Source organism: Streptomyces sp. SCL15-4 (assembly GCF_033366695.1).
Taxonomy (GTDB): Bacteria; Actinomycetota; Actinomycetes; order Streptomycetales; family Streptomycetaceae; genus Streptomyces.
The window spans coordinates 5,521,521-5,546,406 of the sequence record NZ_JAOBTQ010000001.1; the positions used below are offsets into that span (position 1 = coordinate 5,521,521).

Below are 24,886 nucleotides of genomic sequence, written 5' to 3' on the forward strand. Positions count from 1 at the left end.
CGGTAAGGAACACGACGGTGACGGTGAATCGGTTCCTCCGGCGGGAGGGGTCAGGAGCGGTGCGTCTCCCAGAACGCGCGCGCCCGTCCGCCCGCCTCCGCTCCCGCGCCCAGGTGGTCCAGGCCCAGCAGGACCGCGCCCAGGACCGGGCGGGCCGTGACCACCCGGACGTCGGCCTTGGGAGCGCGCGCGGCCAGCAGGGCGCGTACGGCGTCGTCCAGCCGGCGGTGGCCGGCGGTGAGGACGCTGCCGCCGAGCAGGACCGGCGTCTCCTCGTCCAGCAGGTCCAGCCGGGACAGCGCCACCGTGACCATCACCGTGACCTCCTCCGCGAGCCGGGTGACCAGCGCGCCGGCCACCCGGTCGCCGTCCGCCGCCGTGGCGAACAGCACCGGCGCCAGCTCGTGCCGCCGCTTCGGGGCGATGTGCTCCAGGTGCAGGGCCTCGATGAGCGCGTACATGGTCGGCAGGCCGAAGTGCGCGGGCAGGGTGCGCGCGAGCGCGGTCGGCTCGCCGCGGCCGTCCTCCGCGCGGGCCGCGTGCCACAACGCCTCCTCCGCCAGGCCCCAGCCGCCGCCCCAGTCACCGGAGATCCGGCCGATGGCCGGGAACCGGGCGGTGCGCCCGTCGGGGCGCATGCCCACGCAGTTGATGCCCGCCCCGCAGACCACCGCCACCCCGCGCGGCTCGGCGACGCCCGCCCGCAGGATCGCGAAGGTGTCGTTGCGCACCTCCACCGACGCGCCCCAGGCGCGCGCGTGCAGCGCGCGCGCCAGCCGCTCCTCCTCCACCGGCAGATCGGCGTTGGCCAGACACGCCGACACATGCGAGACGGACGCGACACCGGCCTGCGCGAAGGCGCGCGCGACCGGCCCGGCCAGCGCGTCCACCGCCGCGTCCACGCCCACCGCGGGCGGGCGGAAGCCGCCGCCGCGGGCCGTGGCCAGCACCTCGCCGCCGGCGCCGACCACGGCCACGTCGGTCTTGCTGTTGCCCGCGTCGATGGCGAGCACGGTCGAGGTCAGGCCCACGCCAGGTGCTCCCGGTTGTGCGCGACCAGCCGGTCGGTGAGGGCGTCGGCGTACTCGTGCTGCCCGATCAGCGGGTGCGCCAGCAGCGCGCGGAAGACCCGGTCCCGGCCGCCGCGCAGCGCCGCGTCCAGGGCCAGGTCCTCGTACGCCGTCACGTTCGCGATCAGGCCGGAGAACAGCGGGTCGAGCGCCTCGACGGGCAGCGGCACCGGGCCCGCCGGGCCGACCGCGGCCTGCACCTCGATCACGGCGTCGTCCGGCAGGAACGGCAGCGTGCCCCGGTTGAGCGTGTTCACCACCTGGTACGGGCTGCCTGTCCCGCCCAGCAGGGCCGCCGCGAGGTCCACGGCCGCCTCCGAGTAGAAGGCGCCGCCGCGCCGGGCGAGCAGCGCCGGTTTCTCGTCCAGCGCCGGGTCGCCGTACATCGTCAGCAACTCCCGTTCCATGGCCGCCACTTCCGCGGCCCGGGACGGTTTGGTGCGCAGTTCGCGGACGACCTCGTCGTGGGCGTAGTAGTAGCGCAGGTAGTAGGAGGGGACCACGCCGAGGCGGTCCAGCAGAGGGCGGGGCAGGCGGACGTCGGCGGCGATGGCCTCGCCGTGCTCGGCGAGCAGCCGGGGCAGGACGTCCTCGCCGTCCGGTCCGCCCCGTCGCACACCCGTTTCCCAGGTGAGGTGGTTCAGGCCCACATGGGCCAGGTGCACCTCGGCCGGGGTCGTGTCCAGCAGCGCGGCGAACTTGCGCTGGAAGCCGATCGCCACGTTGCACAGGCCGACCGCCCGGTGCCCGGCCCGGAGCAGGGCCCGGGTGACGATGCCGACCGGGTTGGTGAAGTCGATGATCCAGGCGCGAGGGTTGGCCCGGCGGACCCGTTCGGCGATGTCGAGGACGACCGGGACCGTGCGCAGGGCCTTGGCCAGGCCGCCCGCGCCGGTGGTCTCCTGGCCGACGCAGCCGCACTCCAGCGGCCAGGTCTCGTCCTTCTCGCGGGCCGCCTGGCCGCCGACGCGCAGCTGGAGCAGGACGGCGTCGGCGCCGTCGATCCCGGCGTCCAGGTCGGAGGTGGTGACGATCCGGCCGCCGTGGCCCTGCCGGGCGAAGATCCGCCGGGCCAGCCCGCCGACCAGCTCCAGCCGGTCCGCGGCCGGATCGACCAGCACCAGTTCCTCGACGGGCAGGGTGTCGCGCAGCCGGGCGAAGCCGTCGACGAGTTCGGGGGTGTAGGTCGAGCCGCCGCCGATCACGGTGAGTTTCACAGTCAGATCAACCCTTTACTCCGGTGAGCGTCACGCCCTCGACGAACGCCTTCTGGGCGAAGAAGAACACGAGGATGACGGGGGCCATGACCAGCACGGTCGCGGCCATGGTGAGGTTCCAGTCGGTGTGGTGGGCGCCCTTGAAGGACTCCAGTCCATAGGACAGGGTCCAGGCGCCGGGGTTCTCGGACGCGTAGATCTGCGGGCCGAAGTAGTCGTTCCAGGCGTAGAAGAACTGGAAGAGGGCCACCGCCGCGATGCCCGGCCTGGCCATGGGCAGCACCACGCGCAGCAGCGTGCGCAGTTCGCCGCAGCCGTCGACCTTGGCCGCGTCCAGGTACTCGTTCGGGATCGTCGTCAGGAACTGGCGCAGCAGGAAGATGGAGAACGCGTCCCCGCAGGCCATCGGAAGGATCAGCGGCCACAGCGTGCCGGACAGGCCCAGCTGCCTGGCCCAGAACAGGTACATCGGGATGACGACCACCTGGGGCGGCAGCATCATCATCGACACCACCAGCATCAGCGACAGCCTGCGGCCCCGGAAGCGGAACTTGGCGAGCGCGTACGCCACCGGCAGCGAGGACACCACGGTGAGGACGGTGCCCAGACCGGCGTAGAGCAGCGTGTTGCGCCACCAGGTGAGGAAGCCGGGAGTGTGGAACACCTTGCGGTAGTTGCCCCACTCCCAGGTGTGCGGGACCAGGTCCCGGCCGAGTGCCTGGCTGTCGCTCATCAGCGAGGTCAGGACCACGAAGACGAACGGGAGGACGAAGAACAGCGCGGTCGCCACGCCCAGGGAGTGGACCGCTATCCACTCCAGATGTGCCTTGCGGCGGGTCATACGTCAGTCACCTGCCTGGATCAGGCCGCCGCGGCGCCGCATCAGCAGCGCGGTGAACGCCGTCGACAGGGCGAACAGCACCAGCGCCACCACGCACGCCGAGCCGTAGTCGAAGCGCTGGAAGCCGAGGTTGTAGACGAGCTGGGGAAGGGTGAGCGTCGACTTGTCGGGGTAGCCGGGCTCGAACTGGGTGCCGGCGCCCTGGATCACCCCGGAGGCGACCTTTCCGGCGACCAGCGGCTGGGTGTAGTACTGCATGGTCTGGATCACGCCCGTGACCACCGCGAACAGCACGATGGGCGAGATGTTCGGCAGCGTCACGTACCGGAACCGCTGCCAGGCCGAGGCGCCGTCCAGCTGGGCCGCCTCGTACTGCTCGGCCGGCACGTCGAGCAGCGCGGCCATGAAGATCACCATCAGGTCGCCGATGCCCCACAGCGCCAGCAGCGTCAGCGCCGGCTTGGACCAGGCCGGGTCGCCGAACCAGCCCGGCGCGGGCAGGCCGGCCTTCTCCAGCAGGGAGTTCACCGGGCCGGTGCCGGGGTTGAGCAGGAACGCGAAGGCCATGGTGGCCGCGACCGGCGGAGCGAGGTAGGGCAGGTAGAACAGCGTGCGGAAGACGCCCGTCCCCGTCTTGATCCTGGTGATGAGCAGCCCGATGCCCAGCCCGAAGACCACGCGCAGGCTCACCATGATCACGACCAGCCACAGCGTGTTGCGCAGCGCGGGCCAGAACAGCGGGTAGTGCTCGAAGACGTAGACCCAGTTCCTGGCGCCGGTCCACTCCGGCGGCCGGAAGCCGTCGTAGTGCATGAAGGAGAAGTAGACGGTCGAGACCAGCGGGTAGACGAAGAAGACCGCGAAGCCGACGAGCCAGGGCGCCATGAAGGCGAGCGTGCGCAGGGCCGCGCGGCGGCGCTTGGCCGCCAGGGTGCCGGCGCTCACGGCCGCGCCTGCACGAGGTCGGTGTCGATCTGCGCGGCCGTCTTCTCCAGCCCGGCCTTCAGGTCGGTGACCTTGCCGCTCTCGTAGTCGTAGCCGAACTGCTGGATCGTCACCAGGTAGACGCCGCCGTTGACGGAGGCGGGCGCCGAGGTGGAGTCCGGGTGGGCGGCGATGTCCAGGAACGTCTTGAACCGGGGGTCGTACTCCAGCTTCGGCGACTTCAGCGCGGCGAGCGTGGAGGGCACGTTGTGGATGGCGTTGGCGAAGCCGGTCACCGCGTCCGTGTCCGTGCCGACGTACTTGACGAACTCCCAGGCCGCGTTCTGCTTGTGGCTGGTGGCGGCGATGCCCGCGATGGTGCCGGTGAGATAGCCCTTGCCGTACTGGCCGGCCCGGTCGTCCGGGACGGGCAGCGGCGCCACACCGATCTCGAAGTCCGGCTTCGCCTCCTCGGCCATCCCGAGCCGCCACTCGCCGTCCATCTGCATGGCGACCTGGCCGGTGTGGAAGGGGTGCTTGGGGCCCCACTCGTCGCCGAGGGTGGCGCGGTACCGCTCCAGCCTGCGGAATCCGCCGAGTTCGTCCACCAGCTTCTTCTGCAGGGTGAACGCCTCGGCGAAGGCGGGGTCCCGCGCGACGCGGGACGTGCCGTCCTTGCCGAAGTACGTCGGCGAGAACTGGCCGAGGTAGTGCTCGGTGGTGGACTCCCAGCCGTGGTAGTCCGGCATGAACCCGAGCTGCCGGTAGCCGTCTCCCCGGCGGATCGTCAGCTTCTTCGCGTCGGCGAGGAACTCGGACCAGGTCCTCGGCGGGCGCGCGATGCCCGCCTTCTCGAACGCCGTCTTGTTGTAGTACAGCCCGTACGCGTCGCCGAGCAGCGGGACCGCGCAGCGCTCGCCCTCGAACGCGGTGTACTCCGCCATGGGCTTCGGGAACGTCTTCTCCGGGTCGATCCCGGACTTGGCGAAGAAGGGGTTCAGGTCCACCAGCGCGCCCGAGGAGCAGAACCTGCCCACGTTGTTGGTGGTGAACGAGGAGATCACGTCCGGGGCCCGGTCGCCGCCCGCCCGCAGTGCCTGGTTGATCTTGTCGTCGGTCATGTTCCCGACGACCTTCACATGGAGGTTGGGGTGCGCCCGCTCGAACCCGGCGACCAGCGACTCCACGGCCCGCACCTCGTTCGGCGCGCTCCAGGCGTGCCAGAAGGTGATCGTGGCCTCCCGCGAGGGGTCGTCGGTGGCGCTGCCGACGGACTGTCCGGTACACGCGGCGGTGAGCAGCATCATGGGGACGGACAGGGCGAAAGCCGCTTTTCGGGCGGCTCTGGGTAGGGGTATGGGCATGACGGGGTCTCCCAAGGGGCCGGTCGGGGAAGAGAGGGGAAGGCCGGGGCGCTCAGCGCGAGGTGTCGAAGACCTCGTCGCGGGTGGCGGCGAGCGCGGACTCCAGCGCGCCGCGCAGTACGGGGTGTTCGCGGACCTCGCCGACGACGAGCCGGGGCCGGGCGGCGGCCAGCTCCTCCAGCTCGGCCTGGACGAGGGCCCGCAGCACCTCGCCGCCGGCCGTCAGCGCGGAGCCGCCGAGGACGACGAGTTCGGGGTCGAGGACGGAGACGAGCGAGGCGAGACCGGTGGCCAGCCGGGTGGCGTAGGTCCGCAGCAGCTCCCGGTGGGGGCCGCTCTCGTGGTCGGCGGCGCGGGCCACGAGCCGGGTGGCGGCCTCGGTGTACGGGCCCGAGGGCACCGGGGATATGCCCAGTTCCCGGGCCAGCCCCGGCAGCGCCTGGGAGCCGGCCAGTTCCTGGTAGCCGCCGCTGCCCGCCCGGGTGACCTTGCGTACCAGCGGAGCGCCCGGTACCGGCAGGAATCCGACCTCGCCGGCGCCGCCGGTCCAGCCCCGGTGCAGCCGGCCGCCCAGCACCAGGGCGGCGCCCAGGCCCTCCTGGTTCCACAGCAGCACGAAGTCCTCGTGGCCGCGGGCCGCGCCGAGCCGCTGTTCGGCCACGGCGGCGAGGTTGACGTCGTTCTCGTACTCCACCGGCATCGGCAGCGCCGCCGCGAGGTCGTCGAGCAGCGTGGGGGAGTGCCAGCCGGGCAGGTGGGAGGCGTACCGCAGCCGCCCGGTGCCCGGGTCGAAGGCGCCGGGGGTGCCGATGACCAGCCGGTGCACGTCGGACCGGGTGAGCCCGGCGGCCTTGACCGCGCCGTCGAGGGCGTCGGTCACCTGCCGTACGACCGGCTGGGCGGGCCGCCGGCCGGGAGTGGGCAGCTCGAACTCGCCGACCGTGCGGCCGGTGATGTCGGCGACGGCGGCCCGGACGCGGTGCGGGGTGACGTCGATGCCGGCGGCGTACGCCACGGCCGGATCGATCGCGTACAGCTGGGCGCCCGGGCCCGGCCGGCCCTCGCTGGTGCCGGTGACCCGGACCAGTCCGGCCGCCTCCAGGCGGGCCAGCAGCTGGGAGGCGGTGGGCTTGGACAGGCCGGTGAGCTTGCCGATCCGGGTGCGCGAGAGCGGGCCGTGCGCCAGCAGCAGGTCCAGGGCGGCGCGGTCGTTCATGGCGCGCAGGACGCGCGGGGTGCCCGGCGTACCGGCGGTTCCTGCCATGGGGGTCCACACCTGCCTTTCCGGCCACCCAGCTTTTCAGTGCGCCGGGCGCGGCGTCCAGTCGTGATCGACGGGCGCCCGGAGATCACTGTTAGGAAAGCTTCCTGTTCGGGTGGGAGGAACGTAAGCCGAGGACGAAGGGGGCGTCAATAGGCGTCAACAGACAGCGGCCCGTGGGCAACGTTGTCGTTGCCCACGGGCCGGAGGGTCCGGGGTCCGGCTCCCCAGGGAAGCCGTACGGCTACTTCGCCGGCGGTGCCGGCCGCTGGGTGACGATCGGGCTCGCCGCCGCCGACTGCGGCGAGTCCGCGTTGGAGTACACCGACGGGGCCGCCACCGTCGCCGTCGGGTCCGGGGTGTCCTCGGCGTCCTCGACCGCCGTCGCGCCGCCCACGATCCGGATGCTCGCCGCGTCGAACGCCCGCTTGATCCGCCAGCGCAGCTCCCGCTCCACCGTCACCGACTTGCCCGGCATGGTCTTCGCCGAGACCCGGACCACCATGGAGTCGATCAGCACCGAGTCCAGGCCGAGCACCTCCACCGGGCTCCACAGCAGCTCGTTCCAGGGCTCCTCCCTGGTCATCTTCTGGGCGACCTCGTCCAGCGTGGCCTTGACCCGGTCCAGGTCCTCGGCCGCCCGCACGGTCACGTCCACCCCGGCCGTCGCCCAGCCCTGCGACAGGTTGCCGATCCGCTTGACCTCGCCGTTGCGGACGTACCAGATCTCCCCGCTGTCGCCGCGCAGCTTGGTCACCCGCAGCCCGACCTCGATCACCTCGCCGGTGGCCACGCCCGCGTCGATCACGTCACCGACGCCGTACTGGTCCTCCAGGATCATGAACACGCCGGACAGGAAGTCCGTGACCAGGTTGCGCGCGCCGAAACCGATCGCCACACCCGCGACACCGGCCGACGCCAGCAGCGGCGCCAGGTTGATCTCGAAGGTGGACAGCACCATCAGCGCGGCCGTGCCGAGGATGAGGAAGCTCGCCACCGAGCGCAGTACCGAGCCGATGGCCGCCGAGCGCTGCCGCCGCCGCTCGGCGTTGACCAGCAGCCCGCCCAACGCGGTGCCGTCCACGGCCTGCGCGGTGCGGCCCATCCGTTCGATCAGCTGGGTGATCGCCCGCCGTACCGCCGCGCGCAGCGCCACCGCCACGATCACGATCAGCAGGATCCGCAGGCCCATCGCGAGCCACGTCGACCAGTTCTGCTCGACCCAGCTCGCCGCGTTGGTCGCGCTCTCCTGGGCGTCCTGGAGCGTCGGCACGGCCGGGGTCGTCGACGGTGACGGCGACGGGGACGGCGACGCGCCGGCGGCCACGAGGAGGGCGGGCAGGGACGACACGGCAGATACCTCCAGGTGCTGCGCGGTCCGGGCCGGCGGGGGCAAGGTCACGAAAAGGTCACCGGACGGACGGAACCACCACACTAACGGGGCATCGCGGTCGCTCCCCGTCGATCCGCGGGACGGGCGCACAGGAGAGACACGACTCACGCGGGCTTGAACGGGCCGTGGTCCGGGGGATGAATCAGATGTGGTCGAAAACACTCCCAGCCCGTTACCGGGACATGGTGGCGCTTCCACCAGGCATGAGGGGAGACTGACTGCAGATCGTCCCGGCGCGAGCCACGCGCCGCCGACGCCCAAGGAGGCACCCGTGCCGCACGTCCTGGTCCTCAACGCGTCGTACGAGCCGCTCGGCGTCGTACCGCTCCGCCGCGCGCTCGTCCTCGTCCTGGAGAACAAGGCGGTCTCCCTGGAGGAATCCGGCGCCTACATGCACAGCGCGACCGTCACCCTCCCCGCACCCAGCGTGGTCCGGCTCAAACGATTCGTCCGGGTTCCCTACCGAGGGCCCGTCCCGCTGACCCGCCGTGCGCTCTTCGCGCGCGACGGGGGCCGGTGCATGTACTGCGGTGGCGTCGCGACCAGCGTCGACCACGTCATCCCGCGCAGCCGCGGGGGCAAGCACGTCTGGGACAACGTGGTGGCCTCCTGCCGCCGCTGCAATCACGTCAAGGCCGACCGTCACCTCGTCGAGCTGGGCTGGCGCCTGAGGCACAAGCCCGCTCCGCCGAGCGGGCTTGCCTGGCGCATCATCGGCACCGGACACCGCGACCCGCGCTGGTTGCCGTACTTGCAGCCGTACGGCGCGGATGACGCCCTGGCCCGGATCGACGGCGTGTCCGCCTAGATCCGGGCCGGCGTGTTCGTGCCTGGCGCAAGGGCGCGGTGGCGACTCGTCCGGCGACACGGTGCGCGGCCCTTCCAGGCGGGCCGCGCGGCCCGGGGTCCGGTCGCGCGGCCGCGTACGGCGCCGTGCCCAGGACGAACGCCGTCACCGCCGCCGCCCACGCACCCGGCCGCCCCGGCCGCGCCCGGTGGCGGCGCCCAGGCCGACGGCGGTGACGTAGCCGGACGCGGGGAGCCGGCTCAGGCCGGCGCCCGGCGGCCCAGGATGTTCGCGGAGCACGGCGGGCGGACCGGAGAGCCCGCCACGTGCCTGGCCGGTGTGCCTGCGGCCACGACGGCGGTGTCTCCCGGCGGGCAGCCGCCCGCGTGCCGGTCGTACGGAGCGCCCATCGCCGTCGCGCCGGCCCGTACCGGGGCCGCGTTCCCGCCGGTTCCGTCGTTCTTCTCCCGCCGGCCTCGCGCGGGCGGAAGCGCCCCGCCTGACGGCCGGCGGCGACCGGCCCGCCTTGGACCCCGGTGCCGCGGGGCCGGGCCGCTCGGTCGGGCCGGAGGTGCCGCCACGTGCCTGGCCGGTGTGCCCGCGGCCACGACGGCGGTGTCTCCCGGCGGGCAGCCGCCCGCGTGCCGGTCGTACAGAGCGCCCACGGCCCGCACCGGGGCCGCGTTCCCGCCGGGTTCGTCGTCCTTTTCCCGCCGGCCTCCCGCGGGCGGAAGCGCCCCGCCTGACGGCCGACGGTGACCGGTTCACCTCGGACCCCGGTGCCGCGCGGCCGGGCCGCTCCGTCGCAGGCTCGCCGCCCGAGCCGCGGTCTCGCGCTCCTGCGTCGGTCACCGGCCCGCGGCCGGATCACCCGGGCGCCGGTCATCCGGGGCGCGTGGCGGCGGGCTCACGGGGTAGGCCTGCCGTAACCCGTCCGAGCCCTCGCACCCGCACCGACAAGGAGGCCCCCGTGGCCGCTCGCCTCAGGATTCCGGCCCCGTCCAAACCCGTGGCGGCACCGCCCGCCCAGCCCGAGCAGGTTCCGCTGTGCGTCTTCAGCGCGGAGAGCGCGTGCACGCAGACCCCGCTGACCAGCGAACCGCCGCTGCCTGACGCCGAGCCGCTGACCAGCGAGCCCCCGCTCGCCGAGGCCACCCCGCTGACCAGCGAGGCGGACCCGGTCCCGGACTTCTGCGCGCCGGGGCTGTAGATGGCCGCGGCGCCCGAGGAGCACCCGGCGGACGACCTCGCCAGGCTCGCCGGGCTGCACGGGGTCGCCACCTCCTACCGCCCCGCCCCGGACCGTACGGTCCACGTTCCCGCCTCCGCCGTGACCTCCGCCCTCGCCGCCCTGGGCGTCGACGCGTCCGGCCCGGACGCGGTGCGCGCCGCCCTCGCCGACCGAGAACGCGAGCTGCGCGAGCGGCTGCTGCCGCCGACGGTGGTCCGCTGGGCCGGCGCCGAGCCGCCCGCGGCCCTCGCCGGCCTGCCCGCCGGCACCCGGCTGCGCGTCCGGACGGAGGACGGTGAGGACCGGGATGGCCTCGCGGACCTTCCGCCCGGCGTCCACCGGCTGACCGCCACCGCTCCCGACGGCCGCACCGGTGAGGCCCACCTCGTCGTCGCCCCCGACCGGCTGCCCGCCCCGCCCGGCCGCTCGTACGGCCTCCTCGTCCAGCTGTACTCGCTGCTGTCCCACCGCTCCTGGGGCATGGGCGACCTCGCCGACCTCGCCGAGCTGGCGGGCTGGGCCGGACGCACCGCGGGCGCCGGCTTCGTGCAGGTCAACCCGTTGCACGCGGCCGTGCCCGGCGACCCCACCGACCCGTCCCCGTACCGCCCCTCCTCCCGCCGCTTCCCCGACCCCGTCCACCTGCGGGTCGAGGACGTCCCCGAGTTCGCGTACGCCGGCGGCCGCGAGCGGCTCGGCGGGCTGGTGGAGCGGGCCGGGCGCCTGCGCGCCGCCGTCCTGGACAAGGGCGCCCTCATCGACCGGGACGCCGTGTGGGAACTGAAGCGGGAGGCGCTGGAAGCGGTCCTGGAGGTGCCTCTGGGCCCTGGCCGGCAGGCCGCCTACGACGCCTTCCGCGCCGCCCACGGCCGGGCGCTCGTCGACCACGCCACCTGGTGCGCACTCGCCGAGGTCCACGGCCCCGACTGGCGCGCCTGGCCCGCCGCGCTACGCGACCCCCGCTCGGCCGGCACCGCGCGGGCGAGGTCCGCGCTCGCCGGCCGGGTGGAGTTCCACTCCCGGCTGGCCTGGCTCACCGACGGCCAGCTGCGCGCCGCCCAGCGCGCCGCCCGCGAGGCCGGCATGCCCGTGGGGATCGTGCACGACCTCGCCGTCGGCGTGCACCCGGCCGGCGCCGACGCCTGGGCCCAGCAGGACGTGTTCGCCGCCGGCATGTCCGTCGGCGCCCCGCCGGACGCCTTCAACGCCCGCGGCCAGGACTGGAGCCTGCCGCCCTGGCGCCCCGACCGGCTCGCCGCGACCGGTTACGCGCCCTACCGCGAGCTGCTGCGCGCCCTGTTCCGCTACGCCGGCGCCCTGCGCATCGACCACGTCATGGGCCTGTTCCGGCTCTGGTGGGTCCCCGAGGGCAGCCCGCCCACCGACGGCACCTACGTCCACTACGACGCCGACGCCATGCTCGCCGTCCTCGCGCTGGAGGCCACCCGCGCCGGGGCGGTGGTGATCGGCGAGGACCTGGGCACCGTCGAGCCCGGTGTGCGCGAGGCGCTCCAGCGGCGCGGAGTGCTCGGCACCTCCGTGCTGTGGTTCGAACGCGACTGGGAGGGCGACGGGCGTCCGCTGCCGCCGGAGCGCTGGCGTGCCGACTGCCTGGCCACCGCCACCACCCACGATCTGCCGCCCACCGCCGCCCGGCTCACCGGCGACCACGTCGAACTGCGCGACCGCCTCGGCCTGCTCACCCGGCCGGCCGCCGAGGAACGGGCCGAGGCCACCGCCGACGCGGCCGAGTGGCTGGCCCTGCTGGGCAGCCTCGGCCTGCTGGACCTGACGGCGGCCGGGCCGCCCGGCTCCGACGAGGAGGAGGAGATCCGCGCCGTCCACCGCTTCCTGCTGCGCACCCCGGCCCGGCTGATCGGCGTCTGGCTCCCGGACGGCGCCGGCGACCGCCGCCCGCAGAACCTGCCCGGCACCTGGGACGAGTACCCGAACTGGCGCCTCCCGCTCGCCGACTCCGAGGGCCGCCCGGTCCCGCTGGAGGAACTCCTCACCTCGCCGCGGCTGCTGGGGCTGCTGGACGTACTGAGGCAGGGCCGTCCTCCGGAAGGGCGAGGACGGACCCGGCGGCGGGACTGAGGTCCGGCACGGGGACGGCGGGCCGGAGCCGGACGCCGCCGCCCCCGGCCCGCCGTCCCCGTACCCCGTGCCGGTAAGGCACCCCGGGCGCGCGGCCTTCGGCCCGGTTCGCTAACTTGAATGCGTGGACAAGAAGAACGCCCTGCGCGCCGGCGCCCTGGCCGCCGGTACGACGCTGATGATGCTGCTCATGTCGTCCCCCGCGCTCGCGCTGACCCGCGACGACGGTGACGACCCCGGCCCGCGCCTGAGCGTCATCCAGACGCTGGGCCTGTACGTGTTCCTCCCGCTGGTGCTGTTCGCGGTGATCGCCGGTCTGGTCATGGTGCTGGACAGGTCGCGGGCCAAGAAGGACACCACCTCGTCCAACATCAACGTCAAGCCCGGGGCCGAGGCCAAGGCCTGACCGCCTCGCCGGTTCGTTCGCCGGGGGCGCCCGTCCTCCCGTCGGTACGCGCGTACGCCGTACCCGGGTGAGACCGGCGCCCCCGGCGTTTTCGCGTACGCCGCACCCGGGTGACCGGCACTCCGGCGTCCGCGCGTCGGCGCGTGCGCTCCGGGGGCCGGCCGGTGGCGGCTACTCGGCCGTGGTGGCGAGCAGCTTCCGCAACAGGCCGGCCAGCTGGCCGGCCTGTTCCGCGTCCAGGGCGGCCAGCGCCGCGCTCTCCTCGGCGAGGCCCGCGTCCACCGCCTCGTCGACCAGCCGCAGCCCCTCCTCGGTGAGGGTCACCTTCAGACCGCGCCGGTCGTGCGGGTCGGGGGAGCGGCGCAGCAGTCCGGCGCGCTCCAGCTTGTCCAGGCGGCCGGTGGTCCCGCCGGTGGTCAGCATGAGCGTGGCCGACAGCTCGCGCGGCGACAGCGTGTACGGCTCGCCGGAGCGGCGCAGGGTGGCGAGGACGTCGAACTCGCCCCGGGTGATGCCGTAGGGCCGGTACGCCCGTTCCATCCGGTCGCCCATCGCGCGGGAGAGCCGGAAGATCCGGCCGAAGACCTCCATCGCCCGGGTGTCCAGTTCGGGACGCACCCGCGTCCACTGCTCGATGATCGCGTCGACCGGGTCGGCTGGCTGTGCGTGCATGGGCCGAGTATCGGCCCCTTTCCGCTTGCCCGCAAGAAAGCCACTTGCAACTAAGTAGCTTAGAGCTAAGCTACTTACCAGCTACCAAAGCCGCGCGACGGTTCGCCCCCGCGCGGCCACCGCACCGTGACCCCGAAAGGCCCGCCATGGCCACCCGCCCCCACGGCACCACCGCCGTCATAGCCGTCACCGCGCTCGCCCCGGTCTCCTGGGGCACCACCTACGCGGTCACCACCGAGTTCCTGCCGCCGGACCGCCCCCTGTTCACGGCCCTGCTGCGCGCCCTGCCCGCCGGACTGCTGCTGCTCGCCGTCACCCGGGTGCTGCCGCGCGGCGCCTGGTGGGCGAAGGCGGCCGTCCTCGGCGCGCTGAACATCGGCGCCTTCTTCCCGCTCCTGTTCGTCGCGGCGTACCGGCTGCCCGGCGGGATGGCCGCCGTCGTCGGCTCGGCCGGGCCGCTGTTCGTCGTCGGCCTCTCGGCGCTGCTCCTCGGGCAGCGGCCGGCCCCGCGCACGCTGCTCACCGGGCTGGCGGCCGCGTTCGGCGTCAGTCTCGTCGTACTGAAGGGGGCCGGCGCGCTGGACCTCGTCGGTGTCCTCGCGGCCCTCGCCTCCACCGTGTCCATGGCGGCCGGCACCGTGCTGACCAAGCGCTGGGGCCGCCCGGCGGGGGTCGGGCCGCTGGCGCTCACCGGCTGGCAGCTCACCGCGGGCGGGCTGCTCATCGCGCCGCTCGCGCTGCTGGCCGAGGGCGCGCCGCCCGCCCTCGACGGCCGGGCCGTCGGCGGCTACCTCTACCTCGCCCTGGCCAACACCGCCCTCGCCTACTGGCTCTGGTTCCGCGGGATCGGCCGGCTCACCGCCACCCAGGCCGGATTCCTCGGCCCGCTCTCCCCGCTGACCGCCGCGGTCGTCGGCTGGGCGGCCCTCGGCCAGGCGCTCACCCCGGTGCAGACGGCGGGCATGGCGCTGGCGTTCGGAGCGACGGTGGCGGGACAGCTGGGCGGCGGAGCGGGTCGATCGTTCAGGAAAACTGAAAAGAATGATCGTAAAGATTCGATGGACCTGACGGTTCCGGCCCTGCGACGGTAGAAGCACCCTCCTTCCGCCGACTCACCGGAAAGGCCCTCTGTGCCCGCAGCCGCGCACCAGACCACCCCCGCCACCGCCCCGGCGCCCCGCGCCGCCCGCGCCCGGCAGGCCGCAGCCCCGCTCCTCGGCCTCGCCTGCGCCGCGCTCGCCACGGTCGTCTGGTCCGGCAGCTTCGTCACCGCGCGCGGCCTGCACGACAGCGTCCCGCCCCTCCAGCACGCCTTCTGGCGGTGGGTGATCGCGCTGCTCGCCGTCGCGCCCTTCGGTGCCCGGCGGGCCTGGCGGCAACGCCGCCTCCTGCGGCCGCACGCCCGCTACGTCCTCCTCGCCTCCCTCCTCGGCGTCGCCCTCTACAACACCCTCGTCAACCAGGCCGGCCTGACCACCCCGGCCGCCACCATGGGCATGATCATGGCCGCCTCGCCCGTGCTCATGGCCGTGTTCGAACGGCTGGGCGGCGTACGGCTGGGCGCCCGGCGCACCACCGGGCTGCTCCTGGCCTGCGCGGGCGTGGTGCTGCTGGTCGCCGGCGGCGGCGCGGACTTCTCCCCGGGCACGCTGTGGATGCCGGCTGCCGCCTGCTGCTTCGCCGGCTACAGCGCCCTGCTGCGCCGCCGGCCGGCCGAACTCGACGGCACGGCCTTCCTGTTCACCACGTTCCTCGCCGGCACCGTGCTGCTGCTGCCCGCGCAGGCCGCGAGCCTCGCCGTACAGGGCGGCTTCCGGCCCGCGCCCGGCACGGTCTGGCCCCTGCTCTACGTCGGCGTGGCCTCCTCCGCGCTGGCCTTCTTCGCCTGGAACAAGGCCGTCGCCCTGATCGGAGCCACCCGCGCCGGCATCGTCTACTACCTCCAGCCGGTCTGTGTCGCCGCGCTGTCCTGGGCGCTGCTCGGCGAACACACCGGCCCGACGGGCCTGTTGTGCCTGGCGCTGATCCTGGCCGGAGTGGTGCTGGGCGCCGGCTCGCGCCGCCGGGGACGCCGGGTAGCGTGCGCCGCATGAGCGAGTGGGACCTGAGGAAGCTGCGGATTCTGCGCACGCTGCGCGAACGGGGCACGGTCACCGCGACGGCCGCGGCCCTGCACATGACCCCCTCGGCGGTCTCCCAGCAGCTCACCGGCCTCGCCGCCCAGCTCGGCGTGGACCTGCTGGAGGCGCGGGGCCGCCGGGTCCGGCTCACCGACGCGGCCCGGCTGGTGCTGGCGCACACGGAGCCGGTGTTCGAGCAGCTGGAGCGGGCGGACGCGGCCCTCGCGGCCTACGCGCGCGGCGACGCCGGCGAGGTCCGCGTCGGCGCCGTCCCGACCGCCGTGCCCGCCCTGGTCGTCCCCGCCGTACGGGCCCTCAGGGACTCCCACCCCCAGGTGAGCGTCCGCGTCCGGGAGACGGAGGCCGCCGAGGCGTACCGGCTGCTGGCCGCCGGGGACGTCGACCTCGCGCTGTCCCTCGCGGCCGAGGCCCCGAGCGCCACGGACCCCCGCTTCACCCACGTCCCGCTGCTCGCCGACCCGCTGGACGTGGCCCTGCCTCCGGACCACCCGCTCGCCTCGGCCCCCGGCCTGGCCCTCGCCGACCTCGCCGCCGAACCGTGGATCTACGGCGGCAGCGGTCCCTGGTCCGACATCACCCGCCGCGCCTGCGAGGCGGCCGGCTTCAGCCCCCACCAGGGCCACTCGGCCTCCGGCTGGACCGCGATCCTCGCCATGGTGGAGGCGGGCATGGGCGTCGCCCTCGTCCCGAGGACGGCGGCGGACCCCCGGACCGCCGTGGTCCTCCGCGAACTGACCGCGGACCGTCCCGTCCGCCACGTCACGGCCGCGGTCCGCAAGGGCGCCGCCGCGTCCCGGGCCGTCACCCACACCCTGAACGCCCTGACAACGGCCGCGGAACGAATCGGCCGGAGCTGAACTCCCGCGCCGCCGACGGAACTTCCGACCGCCGGTGCCGGCGCGGCCCGGGGCGCGGGTGCGGACCGCGCCCGGTCTCGCGCGGCGGGCGCGCGGCCGAGATGCCGGGGCCCCCGGAGGCCGCTAGCGTGGTGGAGGAGGGCCGCGGCCGGGCGGTGTGCCCGCCGTGGGCGAGTGCCCCGGTCACGGGTCCCGGCAGGGCGCGGGCCGCATCCCTGGCCTCCGCGGCACCAGCGCCCGCGCGCACCGCAGCGGCGGCCGTCGCCCCGTACCGGAAACCCCCGACGAGGGCGTGGAAGGAAGGTAGGCCCATGAAAGCACAACGCGTGAGGCGTCTCCTCGCGGTCTCCGCGGCCGGCGCCGTCCTGGCCGGCGGCGCCGCCGTCGGCACGGCGGGCACGGCCTCGGCGGCCACCCCGCGACAGGTCTCCACCCACCACGGCTGCTACGACCGGGGCTGGGGCAACGGCTGCGGCTTCGCCCGGAACGACTTCTTCGGCAACGGCTTCCGCAACGGCCTCGTCGGCACCGGTGTCGTGGTGATCGTGGTGAGCTGAGCCGGGACCACCGGGTCCGCCACGCCCGCGGCCGGACGGGCCGGCCACCGACGGCCGCCCGTCCGGCTCCGGCGTGTCACGGCGCCTGCCCGAGCGGCCCTCCCGCCGGTGCGCCCGTGTCCCCGGCGTCCCGTCGCGGCACCGCACACACCGGCGGGGGACGGACATCGCGTTCCCCGTCGCTCCCATGGAAGGATGACGCAACCGACACATAACGAGGAGATGACCGCGTGCCTGGCACAAACCTGACTCGCGAAGAGGCGCAGCAGCGGGCCGAGCTGCTCACCGTTGACTCGTACGAGATCGATCTCGACCTCTCCGGCGCGCAGGAGGGCGGCACTTACCGGTCCGTGACCACGGTGCGCTTCGACGTCACCCGGGGCGGCGCCGAGTCCTTCATCGACCTGGTGGCCCCGGCCGTCCACGAGGTGGTCCTCAACGGCGACCCGCTCGACCCCGCCGAGGTCTTCAAGGACTCGCGGATCGCGCTGCCGGGCCTGCTGGAGGGCCCCAACATCCTGCGGGTCGTCGCGGACTGCGCCTACACCAACACCGGTGAGGGCCTGCACCGCTTCGTCGACCCGGTGGACGAACAGGCGTACCTGTACACGCAGTTCGAGGTCCCGGACGCCCGCCGCGTCTTCGCCTCCTTCGAGCAGCCGGACCTGAAGGCCACCTTCCGGTTCACCGTGAAGGCGCCCGAGGGCTGGACCGTCATTTCCAACTCGCCGACGCCGGAGCCGAAGGACAACGTCTGGTCCTTCGAGCCGACCCCGCGCATCTCGTCGTACATCACCGCGCTGATCGCCGGCCCGTACCACTCGGTGCACAGCGCCTACGAGAAGGACGGCCGGTCGGTGCCGCTCGGCATCTACTGCCGGCCCTCGCTGGCCGAGTTCCTGGACGCCGACGCGATCTTCGAGGTCACCCGGCAGGGCTTCGACTGGTTCCAGGAGAAGTTCGACTACGCCTACCCGTTCGAGAAGTACGACCAGCTGTTCGTGCCCGAGTTCAACGCGGGCGCGATGGAGAACGCGGGCGCGGTGACCATTCGCGACCAGTACGTCTTCCGCTCCAAGGTGACCGACGCGGCGTACGAGGTGCGCGCGGAGACCATCCTGCACGAGCTGGCCCACATGTGGTTCGGCGACCTGGTCACCATGGAGTGGTGGAACGACCTGTGGCTGAACGAGTCGTTCGCCACCTACACCTCCATCGCCTGCCAGGCCGCCGCGCCCGGCTCCAGGTGGCCGCACTCGTGGACCACGTTCGCCAACTCCATGAAGACCTGGGCCTACCGGCAGGACCAGCTGCCCTCCACCCACCCGATCATGGCGGACATCCGCGACCTGGACGACGTGCTCGTCAACTTCGACGGCATCACCTACGCCAAGGGCGCCAGCGTGCTCAAGCAGCTGGTCGCGTACGTCGGCGAGGACGAGTTCTTCAAGGGCGTCCAGGCGTACTTCAAGCGGCACGCGTTCGGCAACACCCGCCTGTCCGACCTGCTGGGCGCCCTGGAGGAGACCTCCGGCCGGGACCTGAGCACCTGGTCGAAGAAGTGGCTGGAGACGGCCGGCATCAACATCCTGCGCCCGGAGGTGGAGACGGACGCCGACGGTGTCATCACCTCCTTCGCCGTCCGCCAGGAGGCCCCGGCACTGCCCGCCGGCGCCAAGGGCGAGCCGGTGCTGCGCCCGCACCGCATCGCGATCGGCCTCTACGACCTGTCCGACGCCGGCAAGCTGGTGCGCACCGACCGGATCGAGCTGGACGTCGACGGCGAGCTGACCGCCGTACCGCAGCTGACCGGCAGGCGGCGCCCGGCCGTGGTGCTGCTCAACGACGACGACCTGTCGTACGCCAAGGTCCGGCTGGACGAGCGGTCGCTCGCCGTGGTCACCGAGCACCTCGGCGACTTCACCGAGTCGCTGCCGCGCGCGCTGTGCTGGGCGTCGGCCTGGGACATGACGCGGGACGCCGAACTGGCCACCCGGGACTACCTCTCCCTGGTGCTGTCCGGCATCGGCAAGGAGTCCGACATCGGCGTGGTGCAGTCGCTGCAGCGCCAGGTCAAGCTGGCCATCGACCTGTACGCCGACCCGTCGGCCCGCGAGGCGCTGCTGACCCGCTGGACCGACGCCACGCTGGCCCATCTGCGCGCCGCCGAGGCGGGCAGTGACCACCAGCTGGCCTGGGCCCGGGCGTTCGCGGCGACCGCGCGCACGCCGGAGCAGCTGGACCTGCTGGAGGCCCTGCTCGACGGCACGCAGACCATCGAGGGCCTGGCGGTGGACACCGAGCTGCGCTGGGCGTTCGTGGAGCGGCTCGCGACCGTCGGCCGCTACGACGAGACGGAGATCGCCGCCGAGTACGAGCGGGACAGGACGGCGGCCGGCGAGCGGCACGCGGCCACCGCCCGCGCGTCCCGCCCGACTCAGGAGGCCAAGGCGGAGGCGTGGGCCTCGGTCGTCGACTCCGACAAGCTGCCCAACGCCGTGCAGGAGGCCGTGATCGGCGGCTTCGTGCAGACCGACCAGCGGGAGCTGCTCGCGCCGTACACCGACCGGTACTTCGAGGTCCTCAAGGACGTGTGGGCGTCCCGCTCGCACGAGATCGCCCAGCAGATCGCCATCGGCCTGTACCCGGCGGTCCAGGTCTCCGAGGAGACCCTGGCCAAGACCGACGCCTGGCTCGCCACGGCCGAGCCGAACGCGGCCCTGCGCCGGCTGGTCTCGGAGTCCCGCGCGGGCGTCGAGCGGGCCCTGAAGGCCCAGGCGGCGGACGCCTCGGCCACGACCCGCTAGCCCACGGCCGAGGAGGCGCCCGGCACACCACCGGGCGCCTTCCGCGCGCAGCGGCCCGCGGCGGCGGTCAGCCCGCCTTGCGCCCCGCCTCCAGCCCCGCCAGCACCCGGGCGAACTCCCGGACCGTCTCCGTCTCCGTGTCGCGGTGCCAGATCAGGCCGAGTTCGGAGTCGGGGATGCCGTCGACGGGGACGTAGGCGATGTCGGCGCGCTGGTGCTGGGCGGCCGTCGGGTGGCACAGCAGGAGGGCGCCGCGGCCGGCGGCGGCCAGGCACAGGGCCTCCTGGAGGGTCGTCGCCGCCGGGCCGGACAGCGCGCCGGGGGCGCGGGCCGCACGCCAGTACGGCGGGGCCGGTTCCGCCACCCCGATCAGCGGTATCGCGGCGAGGTCCGCCGCGCCGACCCGGTCCCGCGCGGCGAACGCGTGCCGGCGGGCGACGGCCAGCGCGTGCCGCTGCCGGGAGAAGACCGGGCCGAGGACCAGGTCCGGTTCCGCCACCGGCAGCAGCACCACCGCCGCGTCCACCGTGCCGCGCCGCACCGCCCCGAACGGGTCCGCGTACGGGATCTCCACCAGGTCGACCGAACGGGCCGCGTCCTCGGCCTCGAACGCCGAGACCGCCTCCAGCAGTTGCGCGTAGACCGTCCCCTGGAAACCCAGCCGCAGCGGGCCGGCCCCGCCCCGGGCCACCGCACTGGCGTCCGCCACCGCCGCCCGCAGCGCCCCGTACGCCGGACGCAGCCGCTCCAGGAAGCGTTCGCCGAGCGGGGTCAGCGCCACCCGGCGGCTGGAGCGGTGCACCAGCCGGGCACCCACCCGGCGTTCCAGCGCGGCCAGCAACTGGCTCACCCGGCTCTGCGAGACGAACAGCCGCTCCCCGGCCCGTCCGAAATGCAGCTCCTCGGCGAGCACCAGAAAGCACTCCAACTCCCGTAGCTCCAGCCCCGACACGCGACTCCCTCCGCCGATCACTCCCGCTCATGCAAGGGTGAGCGGTTCGCCGTTGTTCCCGCGCCGCCCGCGGCAAAGGCTGGAGGGCATGGTCTTCCGCAGAACCCACACCCCCCACCCCGCCCCCCGGCCCGACACCCCGGCACCCCGCCCGGACCGGCCCTGGACCGCCGTCGGGATGCTCGCCGCCGCCACCTTCGCCGTCGTCACCACCGAGATGCTCCCCGTCGGCCTGCTCACCTCGCTCGGCGCGGGACTGGACGTCTCCGCCGGCACCGCGGGCCTCGCGGTCACCCTGCCCGGACTGGTCGCCGCCGTCTTTGCCCCGCTGCTGCCGGTCGCCGTGCGCCGCGCCGACCGCCGCACCGTGCTGTGCGCGCTGCTGCTCCTGCTAGCCGCCGCCAACCTGCTCACCGCGCTCGCCCCCGCCTTCCCCGTGGTGCTCGCCGCCCGGCTGCTGGTCGGCGTGTGCATGGGCGGGGTGTGGGCGGTGGCCGCCGGGCTCGGCGCGCGGCTGGTCCCCGGGCCCTCGGCGGGCCGGGCCACCGCCCTGGTCTTCAGCGGGATCGCCGTCGCCTCGGTGCTCGGCGTGCCCGCCGGAACCCTCCTCGGCGCGGCGGCGGGCTGGCGCGTCGCGTTCGCCGCGATGACCGGCTGCGCGCTGCTGGTGGCGGCCGCTCTGGCGGTCGTCCTGCCGCCGCTGCCCGCCGAGGGCGCCGTCCGCCTCGGCACGTTCCCCCGGCTGCTGCGCGCCGCACGGGTGCGGTGGCTGCTGATCACCATCGCCCTGCTGGTGACGGGGCACTTCGCCGCCTACACCTACGTCCGCCCCGTCCTGGAGCGCACCCCCGGCACCGGTCCGGGCCTGGTCGGCGCCCTGCTGCTCGGCTACGGAGTCGCGGGCGTCGCCGGGAACTTCGCGGGCGGCGCGCTCGCGGCCCGCCATCCGCGCCGCGCCCTGCGGCTGATCGCCACCGTCCTCGGCGCGGTCGTCCTGCTGCTCGCCCCGGCGGGCGGCTCCGGCCCGGTGTCGGCCGCGCTGCTGCTGGTGTGGGGACTGGCGTACGGCGGGGTGTCCGTGTCCGGCCAGCGGGCCCTGACGGCCGCCGCGCCCGAGGCCCCGGAGGCCGCGTCCGCCCTGTTCGCCGGGGTGTTCAACGCCGCCATCGCTCTCGGCGCGCTGGCCGGCGGACGCCTCGCGGACGGCCCGGGCCTGACCGCGGTCCTGCTCACCGGCGGCGTGCTCGCGGCGCTGGCGGCCCTCACTCCCGCCGCCCCGGTCCGCGACGCGCACGGGGCGGTCACGTCACCGTGACCGCCCCGACCGCACACGTGCTGCTACTTCGCGGACAGCTCCGCCGCCACCAGCTCCGCGATCTGCACCGCGTTCAGCGCGGCGCCCTTGCGGAGGTTGTCGTTGGAGACGAACAGGGCCAGGCCGTTGTCCACCGTCTCGTCGCGGCGGATGCGGCCGACGTACGACGGGTCCTGGCCGGCGGCCTGGAGCGGGGTCGGGATGTCCGACAGGGCCACGCCCGGTGCCTTCGCCAGCAGCTCGGTGGCCCGCTCCGGGGAGAGCGGACGCGCGAAGCGGGCGTTGATCTGGAGGGAGTGGCCGGAGAACACCGGTACGCGCACACAGGTGCCGGAGACCTTCAGCTCCGGGATCTCCAGGATCTTGCGGGACTCGTTGCGCAGCTTCTGCTCCTCGTCGGTCTCGTTGAGGCCGTCGTCCACGATGGAGCCCGCCAGCGGGAGCACGTTGAAGGCGATGGTGCGCCGGTAGACCTGCGGCTCGGGGAAGTCGACCGCCCGCCCGTCGTGGGTGAGCTTGTCGGCCTCGGCCGCCACCTTCTGCACCTGGCCGTGCAGTTCCGCCACGCCCGCGAGGCCCGAGCCGGACACCGCCTGGTAGGTGGCGACGACGAGCGCCTGAAGCCCGGCCTCCTCGTGCAGCGGCCGCAGCACCGGCATCGCGGCCATCGTGGTGCAGTTCGGGTTGGCGATGATGCCCTTGGGACGGTCGGCGATCGCGTGCGGGTTCACCTCGGAGACCACCAGCGGGACCTCGGGGTCCTTGCGCCAGGCCGAGGAGTTGTCGATCACGACGGCACCCTGGGAGGCGACCTTTTCGGCCAGGGCCTTCGAGGTGGCGCCGCCCGCCGAGAACAGCACGATGTCCAGGCCGGTGTAGTCGGCGGTCGCCGCGTCCTCCACCGTCACACCGTCCAGCACGGTTCCGGCCGAGCGGGCCGAGGCGAACAGGCGCAGCTTCGTGACCGGGAAGTTCCGCTCCACGAGGATCCTGCGCATGACCGTGCCGACCTGACCGGTGGCTCCGACGATTCCGACCCTCACGGCGACTCCCTCTTGTGTGTCTCTTGCCTGACCGGGGCGTTTCCATCATGCGGCCGACCCCGGTCCACCTGTCCAATTCTTTGCCCGGCGTGCCCGAGGAATGGGACACCACCGCCTCGCGAACGGTTCCATACGTCCGCCCGGTACGCCGCTGAGCTGGAGGAATTCCCTCTACGGCGGTCCCGCGCCGCAAGCTGTGCCGTCCCGGTCCCTGCCCGCGCGGGTCCCGGCCATACGAAGGTGTGACGTACGCCTCCACGGCCGGCCGCCGGACACCGAACGTTCGGGCCCGGTGCCGCGTCGTAGGGGCATACGCGTGAGGGGGGGTGGCTTGTGCTGCGCGGAAAGGCGCGCCGTGACCAGGAAGCGTCCGCCGCCGGCCGGGACCGGGCCGGCGGCGATCCGCTGGACGCGGCCCAGGAACGCCGGGTGCGGGCGGTGCTCGCGCTGGGCGGGGTGCCGCAGTCGGACCTGCCGGACGGGGTACAGCAGGTGCGGCTGCGGCTGCTGGAGCGGGCCGCGAGCGGGCGTCAGGCGCCGCGGGACGTGTCGGCGTGGGCCGCGGTCGTCGCGTCCAACCTGGCGATGGACTGGCACCGGGCCAAGCGGCGCCGCGAACGGCTGGGGGAGCGGCTGGCGGCGCTGCGCGCGCCCACGGGTCCCTCCGGGGAGGAGACCAGCCTGCTGTCCCTCGCCGTCGCCCGCGGCCTGGACGAGCTGCCGGCCGCCCAGCGGCAGGTGGTCGTCCTGCGCTTCTTCGCCGACCTGCCCGTGCGGGACATCGCCGAGGAGCTGGACATCCCCGAGGGCACGGTCAAGAGCAGGCTGCACACGGCGGTCCGCACCCTGCGCGCCCGCCTGCACGAGGACGAGGTGGTGTGACATGCCCGCGGACCGGGAGAACGTGGCAGGCGCGGGGGACGCCGGGGACCGTGCGGAGCACGGAGCGCCCCGGGACCACGGCGTGGGCGGGGAGGAGCGTGGGGAGTACGGCGGTATGGACGCCCTGATGGCCGCGATCACCGGGGAACCCCTGCCGGCGCGGGCCCACCGGGACCCCGCCTTCCTCGCCGCGCACCGGGCCGCCGAGACCGACGTGGCGGCGCTGCGGGACGGTCTGGCGCGGCTGGCCGAGGCGCTGACGGGAGAGGAGCGGCGGGAGGAGACCGCGGGCGGAGAGCGCACGCGGGAGGAACGGCCCGGCGCAGAACGGACGACCCGTGCCGCGGCGGCCCGGCCTGCGACGCCCGGGAGTGCCGTGACCGGCGATCCGGCGACCGGCGGTCTCGTGACCTCCGCGCTCCGCCGCCGTGGCCGTATCCGGCCGGCCGGCGGGGCGTCGGCGGGGCGGTCCGCCGGGCCGGGTGGGGCCCGGCGGGGGCTGCGGGCCGGGGTCGGGGCGGTTGCCGGGGCCGCGGCCTTCTCCCTCCTTCTCGGCCTCGGGTGGCTGGCGGGCCAAGGCGGTGGCATGGACGGCGGCGGCGGAGCGTCGGCCAAGAGCGACACCGCGGGGAGCCGGGAGGCCGCGGGGGACGGGCGGCCGGCGGATTCCCGGCGCGAACTGGCCTGCGCGCGGCTGGTCGTGGAGGGCACCGTGGCGCGGGTGGAGCGGCGGCCGGAGGCACCCGGGAGCCGCGTGACGCTGACCGTGACCCGTTCCTACAAGCCCGTACGCGGCCCGGCCGGCGTCGTCGTCCTGCTCGACGCGGACGCGCGGCCGGCACCCCGGGCGGGGCAGCACGTGCTGGCCGGGGTGGCCCGGGGGGAGGAGTACGCGAGCCTGTGGGCCGTCGGCGACACCCGCGTGGCCGCCGAGCGCGCCAGGATCACCGAGGCCCTGCCCGGCTCCCGCGGCCTGCCCTGCCCCGGGCGGGACGACTAGCCCCTTCGCACGAGAGAAGGGGCGGGCGTCCGTACGGACACCCGCCCCTCGCTCCCGGCCGTCACCCCG

Annotated in this window: 22 protein-coding genes; 12 read left to right on the top strand and 10 right to left on the bottom strand. The window is 74.5% G+C overall.

Going from position 1 to position 24,886, the window contains the following annotated elements; genetic code table 11:
- Nucleotides 1-50 precede the first annotated feature (50 nt).
- The 7 genes from SCK26_RS24740 to SCK26_RS24770 all read right to left on the bottom strand — a co-directional run bounded on the left by SCK26_RS24740 (nucleotide 51) and on the right by SCK26_RS24770 (nucleotide 8,028).
- Nucleotides 51-1,031: an N-acetylglucosamine kinase gene (locus SCK26_RS24740; RefSeq protein ID WP_318203514.1), complete on the bottom strand. Its 981-nt coding sequence runs from the start codon at nucleotides 1,029-1,031 to the stop codon at nucleotides 51-53.
- On the bottom strand, nucleotides 1,022-2,287 hold the full coding sequence (locus SCK26_RS24745; RefSeq protein WP_318203515.1) for a 6-phospho-beta-glucosidase: 1,266 nt from the start codon (nucleotides 2,285-2,287) through the stop codon (nucleotides 1,022-1,024). Before SCK26_RS24745 ends, SCK26_RS24740 begins: the two co-directional genes overlap by 10 nt.
- Before the next feature lie 7 nt (nucleotides 2,288-2,294).
- Nucleotides 2,295-3,128, bottom strand: coding sequence for a carbohydrate ABC transporter permease (locus SCK26_RS24750; RefSeq protein ID WP_318203516.1), 834 nt, complete (start codon nucleotides 3,126-3,128; stop codon nucleotides 2,295-2,297).
- A 3-nt stretch (nucleotides 3,129-3,131) separates the two neighbouring features.
- Nucleotides 3,132-4,073, bottom strand: a complete 942-nt coding sequence (locus SCK26_RS24755; RefSeq protein WP_318203517.1) for a sugar ABC transporter permease — start codon at nucleotides 4,071-4,073, stop codon at nucleotides 3,132-3,134.
- The gene (locus tag SCK26_RS24760; protein ID WP_318203518.1) at nucleotides 4,070-5,416 is read right to left on the bottom strand and encodes an ABC transporter substrate-binding protein; all 1,347 of its coding nucleotides are present in this window, start codon (nucleotides 5,414-5,416) and stop codon (nucleotides 4,070-4,072) included. Before SCK26_RS24760 ends, SCK26_RS24755 begins: the two co-directional genes overlap by 4 nt.
- A gap of 52 nt (nucleotides 5,417-5,468) precedes the next feature.
- Nucleotides 5,469-6,680, bottom strand: a complete 1,212-nt coding sequence (locus tag SCK26_RS24765) for an ROK family transcriptional regulator (protein ID WP_318203519.1) — start codon at nucleotides 6,678-6,680, stop codon at nucleotides 5,469-5,471.
- 241 nt (nucleotides 6,681-6,921) lie between these two features.
- Nucleotides 6,922-8,028: a mechanosensitive ion channel family protein gene (locus SCK26_RS24770; protein ID WP_318203520.1), complete on the bottom strand. Its 1,107-nt coding sequence runs from the start codon at nucleotides 8,026-8,028 to the stop codon at nucleotides 6,922-6,924.
- 313 nt (nucleotides 8,029-8,341) lie between these two features.
- Between SCK26_RS24770 and SCK26_RS24775 the strand changes: the two genes are divergently transcribed.
- From SCK26_RS24775 to SCK26_RS24790, 4 genes are all read left to right on the top strand, one after another.
- Nucleotides 8,342-8,878 carry an HNH endonuclease gene (locus SCK26_RS24775; protein WP_318203521.1) on the top strand — a complete coding sequence of 179 codons (537 nt, stop codon included), beginning with the start codon at nucleotides 8,342-8,344 and terminating at the stop codon, nucleotides 8,876-8,878.
- Between the two features lie 949 nt (nucleotides 8,879-9,827).
- On the top strand, nucleotides 9,828-10,067 hold the full coding sequence (locus SCK26_RS24780; RefSeq protein ID WP_318203522.1) for a hypothetical protein: 240 nt from the start codon (nucleotides 9,828-9,830) through the stop codon (nucleotides 10,065-10,067).
- Entirely contained in the window at nucleotides 10,068-12,185 is a 2,118-nt protein-coding gene (gene malQ, locus SCK26_RS24785) for a 4-alpha-glucanotransferase (RefSeq protein WP_318203523.1), read from the top strand.
- A gap of 124 nt (nucleotides 12,186-12,309) precedes the next feature.
- Nucleotides 12,310-12,591 carry a hypothetical protein gene (locus SCK26_RS24790; RefSeq protein ID WP_318203524.1) on the top strand — a complete coding sequence of 94 codons (282 nt, stop codon included), beginning with the start codon at nucleotides 12,310-12,312 and terminating at the stop codon, nucleotides 12,589-12,591.
- A gap of 171 nt (nucleotides 12,592-12,762) precedes the next feature.
- Here the strand turns inward: SCK26_RS24790 and SCK26_RS24795 are convergent, their stop codons facing one another.
- Nucleotides 12,763-13,263, bottom strand: a complete 501-nt coding sequence (locus tag SCK26_RS24795) for a MarR family winged helix-turn-helix transcriptional regulator (protein ID WP_318203525.1) — start codon at nucleotides 13,261-13,263, stop codon at nucleotides 12,763-12,765.
- A 146-nt stretch (nucleotides 13,264-13,409) separates the two neighbouring features.
- Here SCK26_RS24795 and SCK26_RS24800 point away from each other — a divergent pair, with 146 nt between their 5' ends.
- From SCK26_RS24800 to pepN, 5 genes are all read left to right on the top strand, one after another.
- Nucleotides 13,410-14,354, top strand: coding sequence for an EamA family transporter (locus SCK26_RS24800; RefSeq protein WP_318203526.1), 945 nt, complete (start codon nucleotides 13,410-13,412; stop codon nucleotides 14,352-14,354).
- 39 nt (nucleotides 14,355-14,393) lie between these two features.
- Nucleotides 14,394-15,356 carry a DMT family transporter gene (locus SCK26_RS24805; protein ID WP_318203527.1) on the top strand — a complete coding sequence of 321 codons (963 nt, stop codon included), beginning with the start codon at nucleotides 14,394-14,396 and terminating at the stop codon, nucleotides 15,354-15,356.
- A complete protein-coding gene (locus tag SCK26_RS24810) occupies nucleotides 15,353-16,261 on the top strand; it encodes a LysR family transcriptional regulator (RefSeq protein WP_318203528.1) in 909 nt (302 codons plus the stop codon). The genes SCK26_RS24805 and SCK26_RS24810 overlap by 4 nt, the downstream gene beginning before the upstream one ends.
- A 311-nt stretch (nucleotides 16,262-16,572) precedes the next feature.
- Nucleotides 16,573-16,818, top strand: a complete 246-nt coding sequence (locus SCK26_RS24815; protein WP_318203529.1) for a hypothetical protein — start codon at nucleotides 16,573-16,575, stop codon at nucleotides 16,816-16,818.
- Between the two features lie 230 nt (nucleotides 16,819-17,048).
- Nucleotides 17,049-19,625: an aminopeptidase N gene (gene pepN, locus SCK26_RS24820; RefSeq protein WP_318203530.1), complete on the top strand. Its 2,577-nt coding sequence runs from the start codon at nucleotides 17,049-17,051 to the stop codon at nucleotides 19,623-19,625.
- 67 nt (nucleotides 19,626-19,692) lie between these two features.
- Here pepN and SCK26_RS24825 read toward each other — a convergent pair whose 3' ends face one another.
- Nucleotides 19,693-20,577 carry a LysR family transcriptional regulator gene (locus SCK26_RS24825; RefSeq protein WP_318203531.1) on the bottom strand — a complete coding sequence of 295 codons (885 nt, stop codon included), beginning with the start codon at nucleotides 20,575-20,577 and terminating at the stop codon, nucleotides 19,693-19,695.
- An 88-nt stretch (nucleotides 20,578-20,665) separates the two neighbouring features.
- Here SCK26_RS24825 and SCK26_RS24830 point away from each other — a divergent pair, with 88 nt between their 5' ends.
- Nucleotides 20,666-21,892 carry an MFS transporter gene (locus tag SCK26_RS24830; RefSeq protein WP_412080779.1) on the top strand — a complete coding sequence of 409 codons (1,227 nt, stop codon included), beginning with the start codon at nucleotides 20,666-20,668 and terminating at the stop codon, nucleotides 21,890-21,892.
- 23 nt (nucleotides 21,893-21,915) lie between these two features.
- Here the strand turns inward: SCK26_RS24830 and SCK26_RS24835 are convergent, their stop codons facing one another.
- Nucleotides 21,916-22,935: an aspartate-semialdehyde dehydrogenase gene (locus tag SCK26_RS24835; RefSeq protein WP_318203532.1), complete on the bottom strand. Its 1,020-nt coding sequence runs from the start codon at nucleotides 22,933-22,935 to the stop codon at nucleotides 21,916-21,918.
- Nucleotides 22,936-23,268: 333 nt separating this feature from the next.
- Here SCK26_RS24835 and SCK26_RS24840 point away from each other — a divergent pair, with 333 nt between their 5' ends.
- Nucleotides 23,269-23,817, top strand: a complete 549-nt coding sequence (locus tag SCK26_RS24840) for an RNA polymerase sigma factor (protein WP_412080780.1) — start codon at nucleotides 23,269-23,271, stop codon at nucleotides 23,815-23,817.
- 1 nt (nucleotide 23,818) lies between these two features.
- Nucleotides 23,819-24,817, top strand: a complete 999-nt coding sequence (locus SCK26_RS24845; RefSeq protein WP_318203533.1) for a hypothetical protein — start codon at nucleotides 23,819-23,821, stop codon at nucleotides 24,815-24,817.
- Nucleotides 24,818-24,886: the final 69 nt, after the last annotated feature.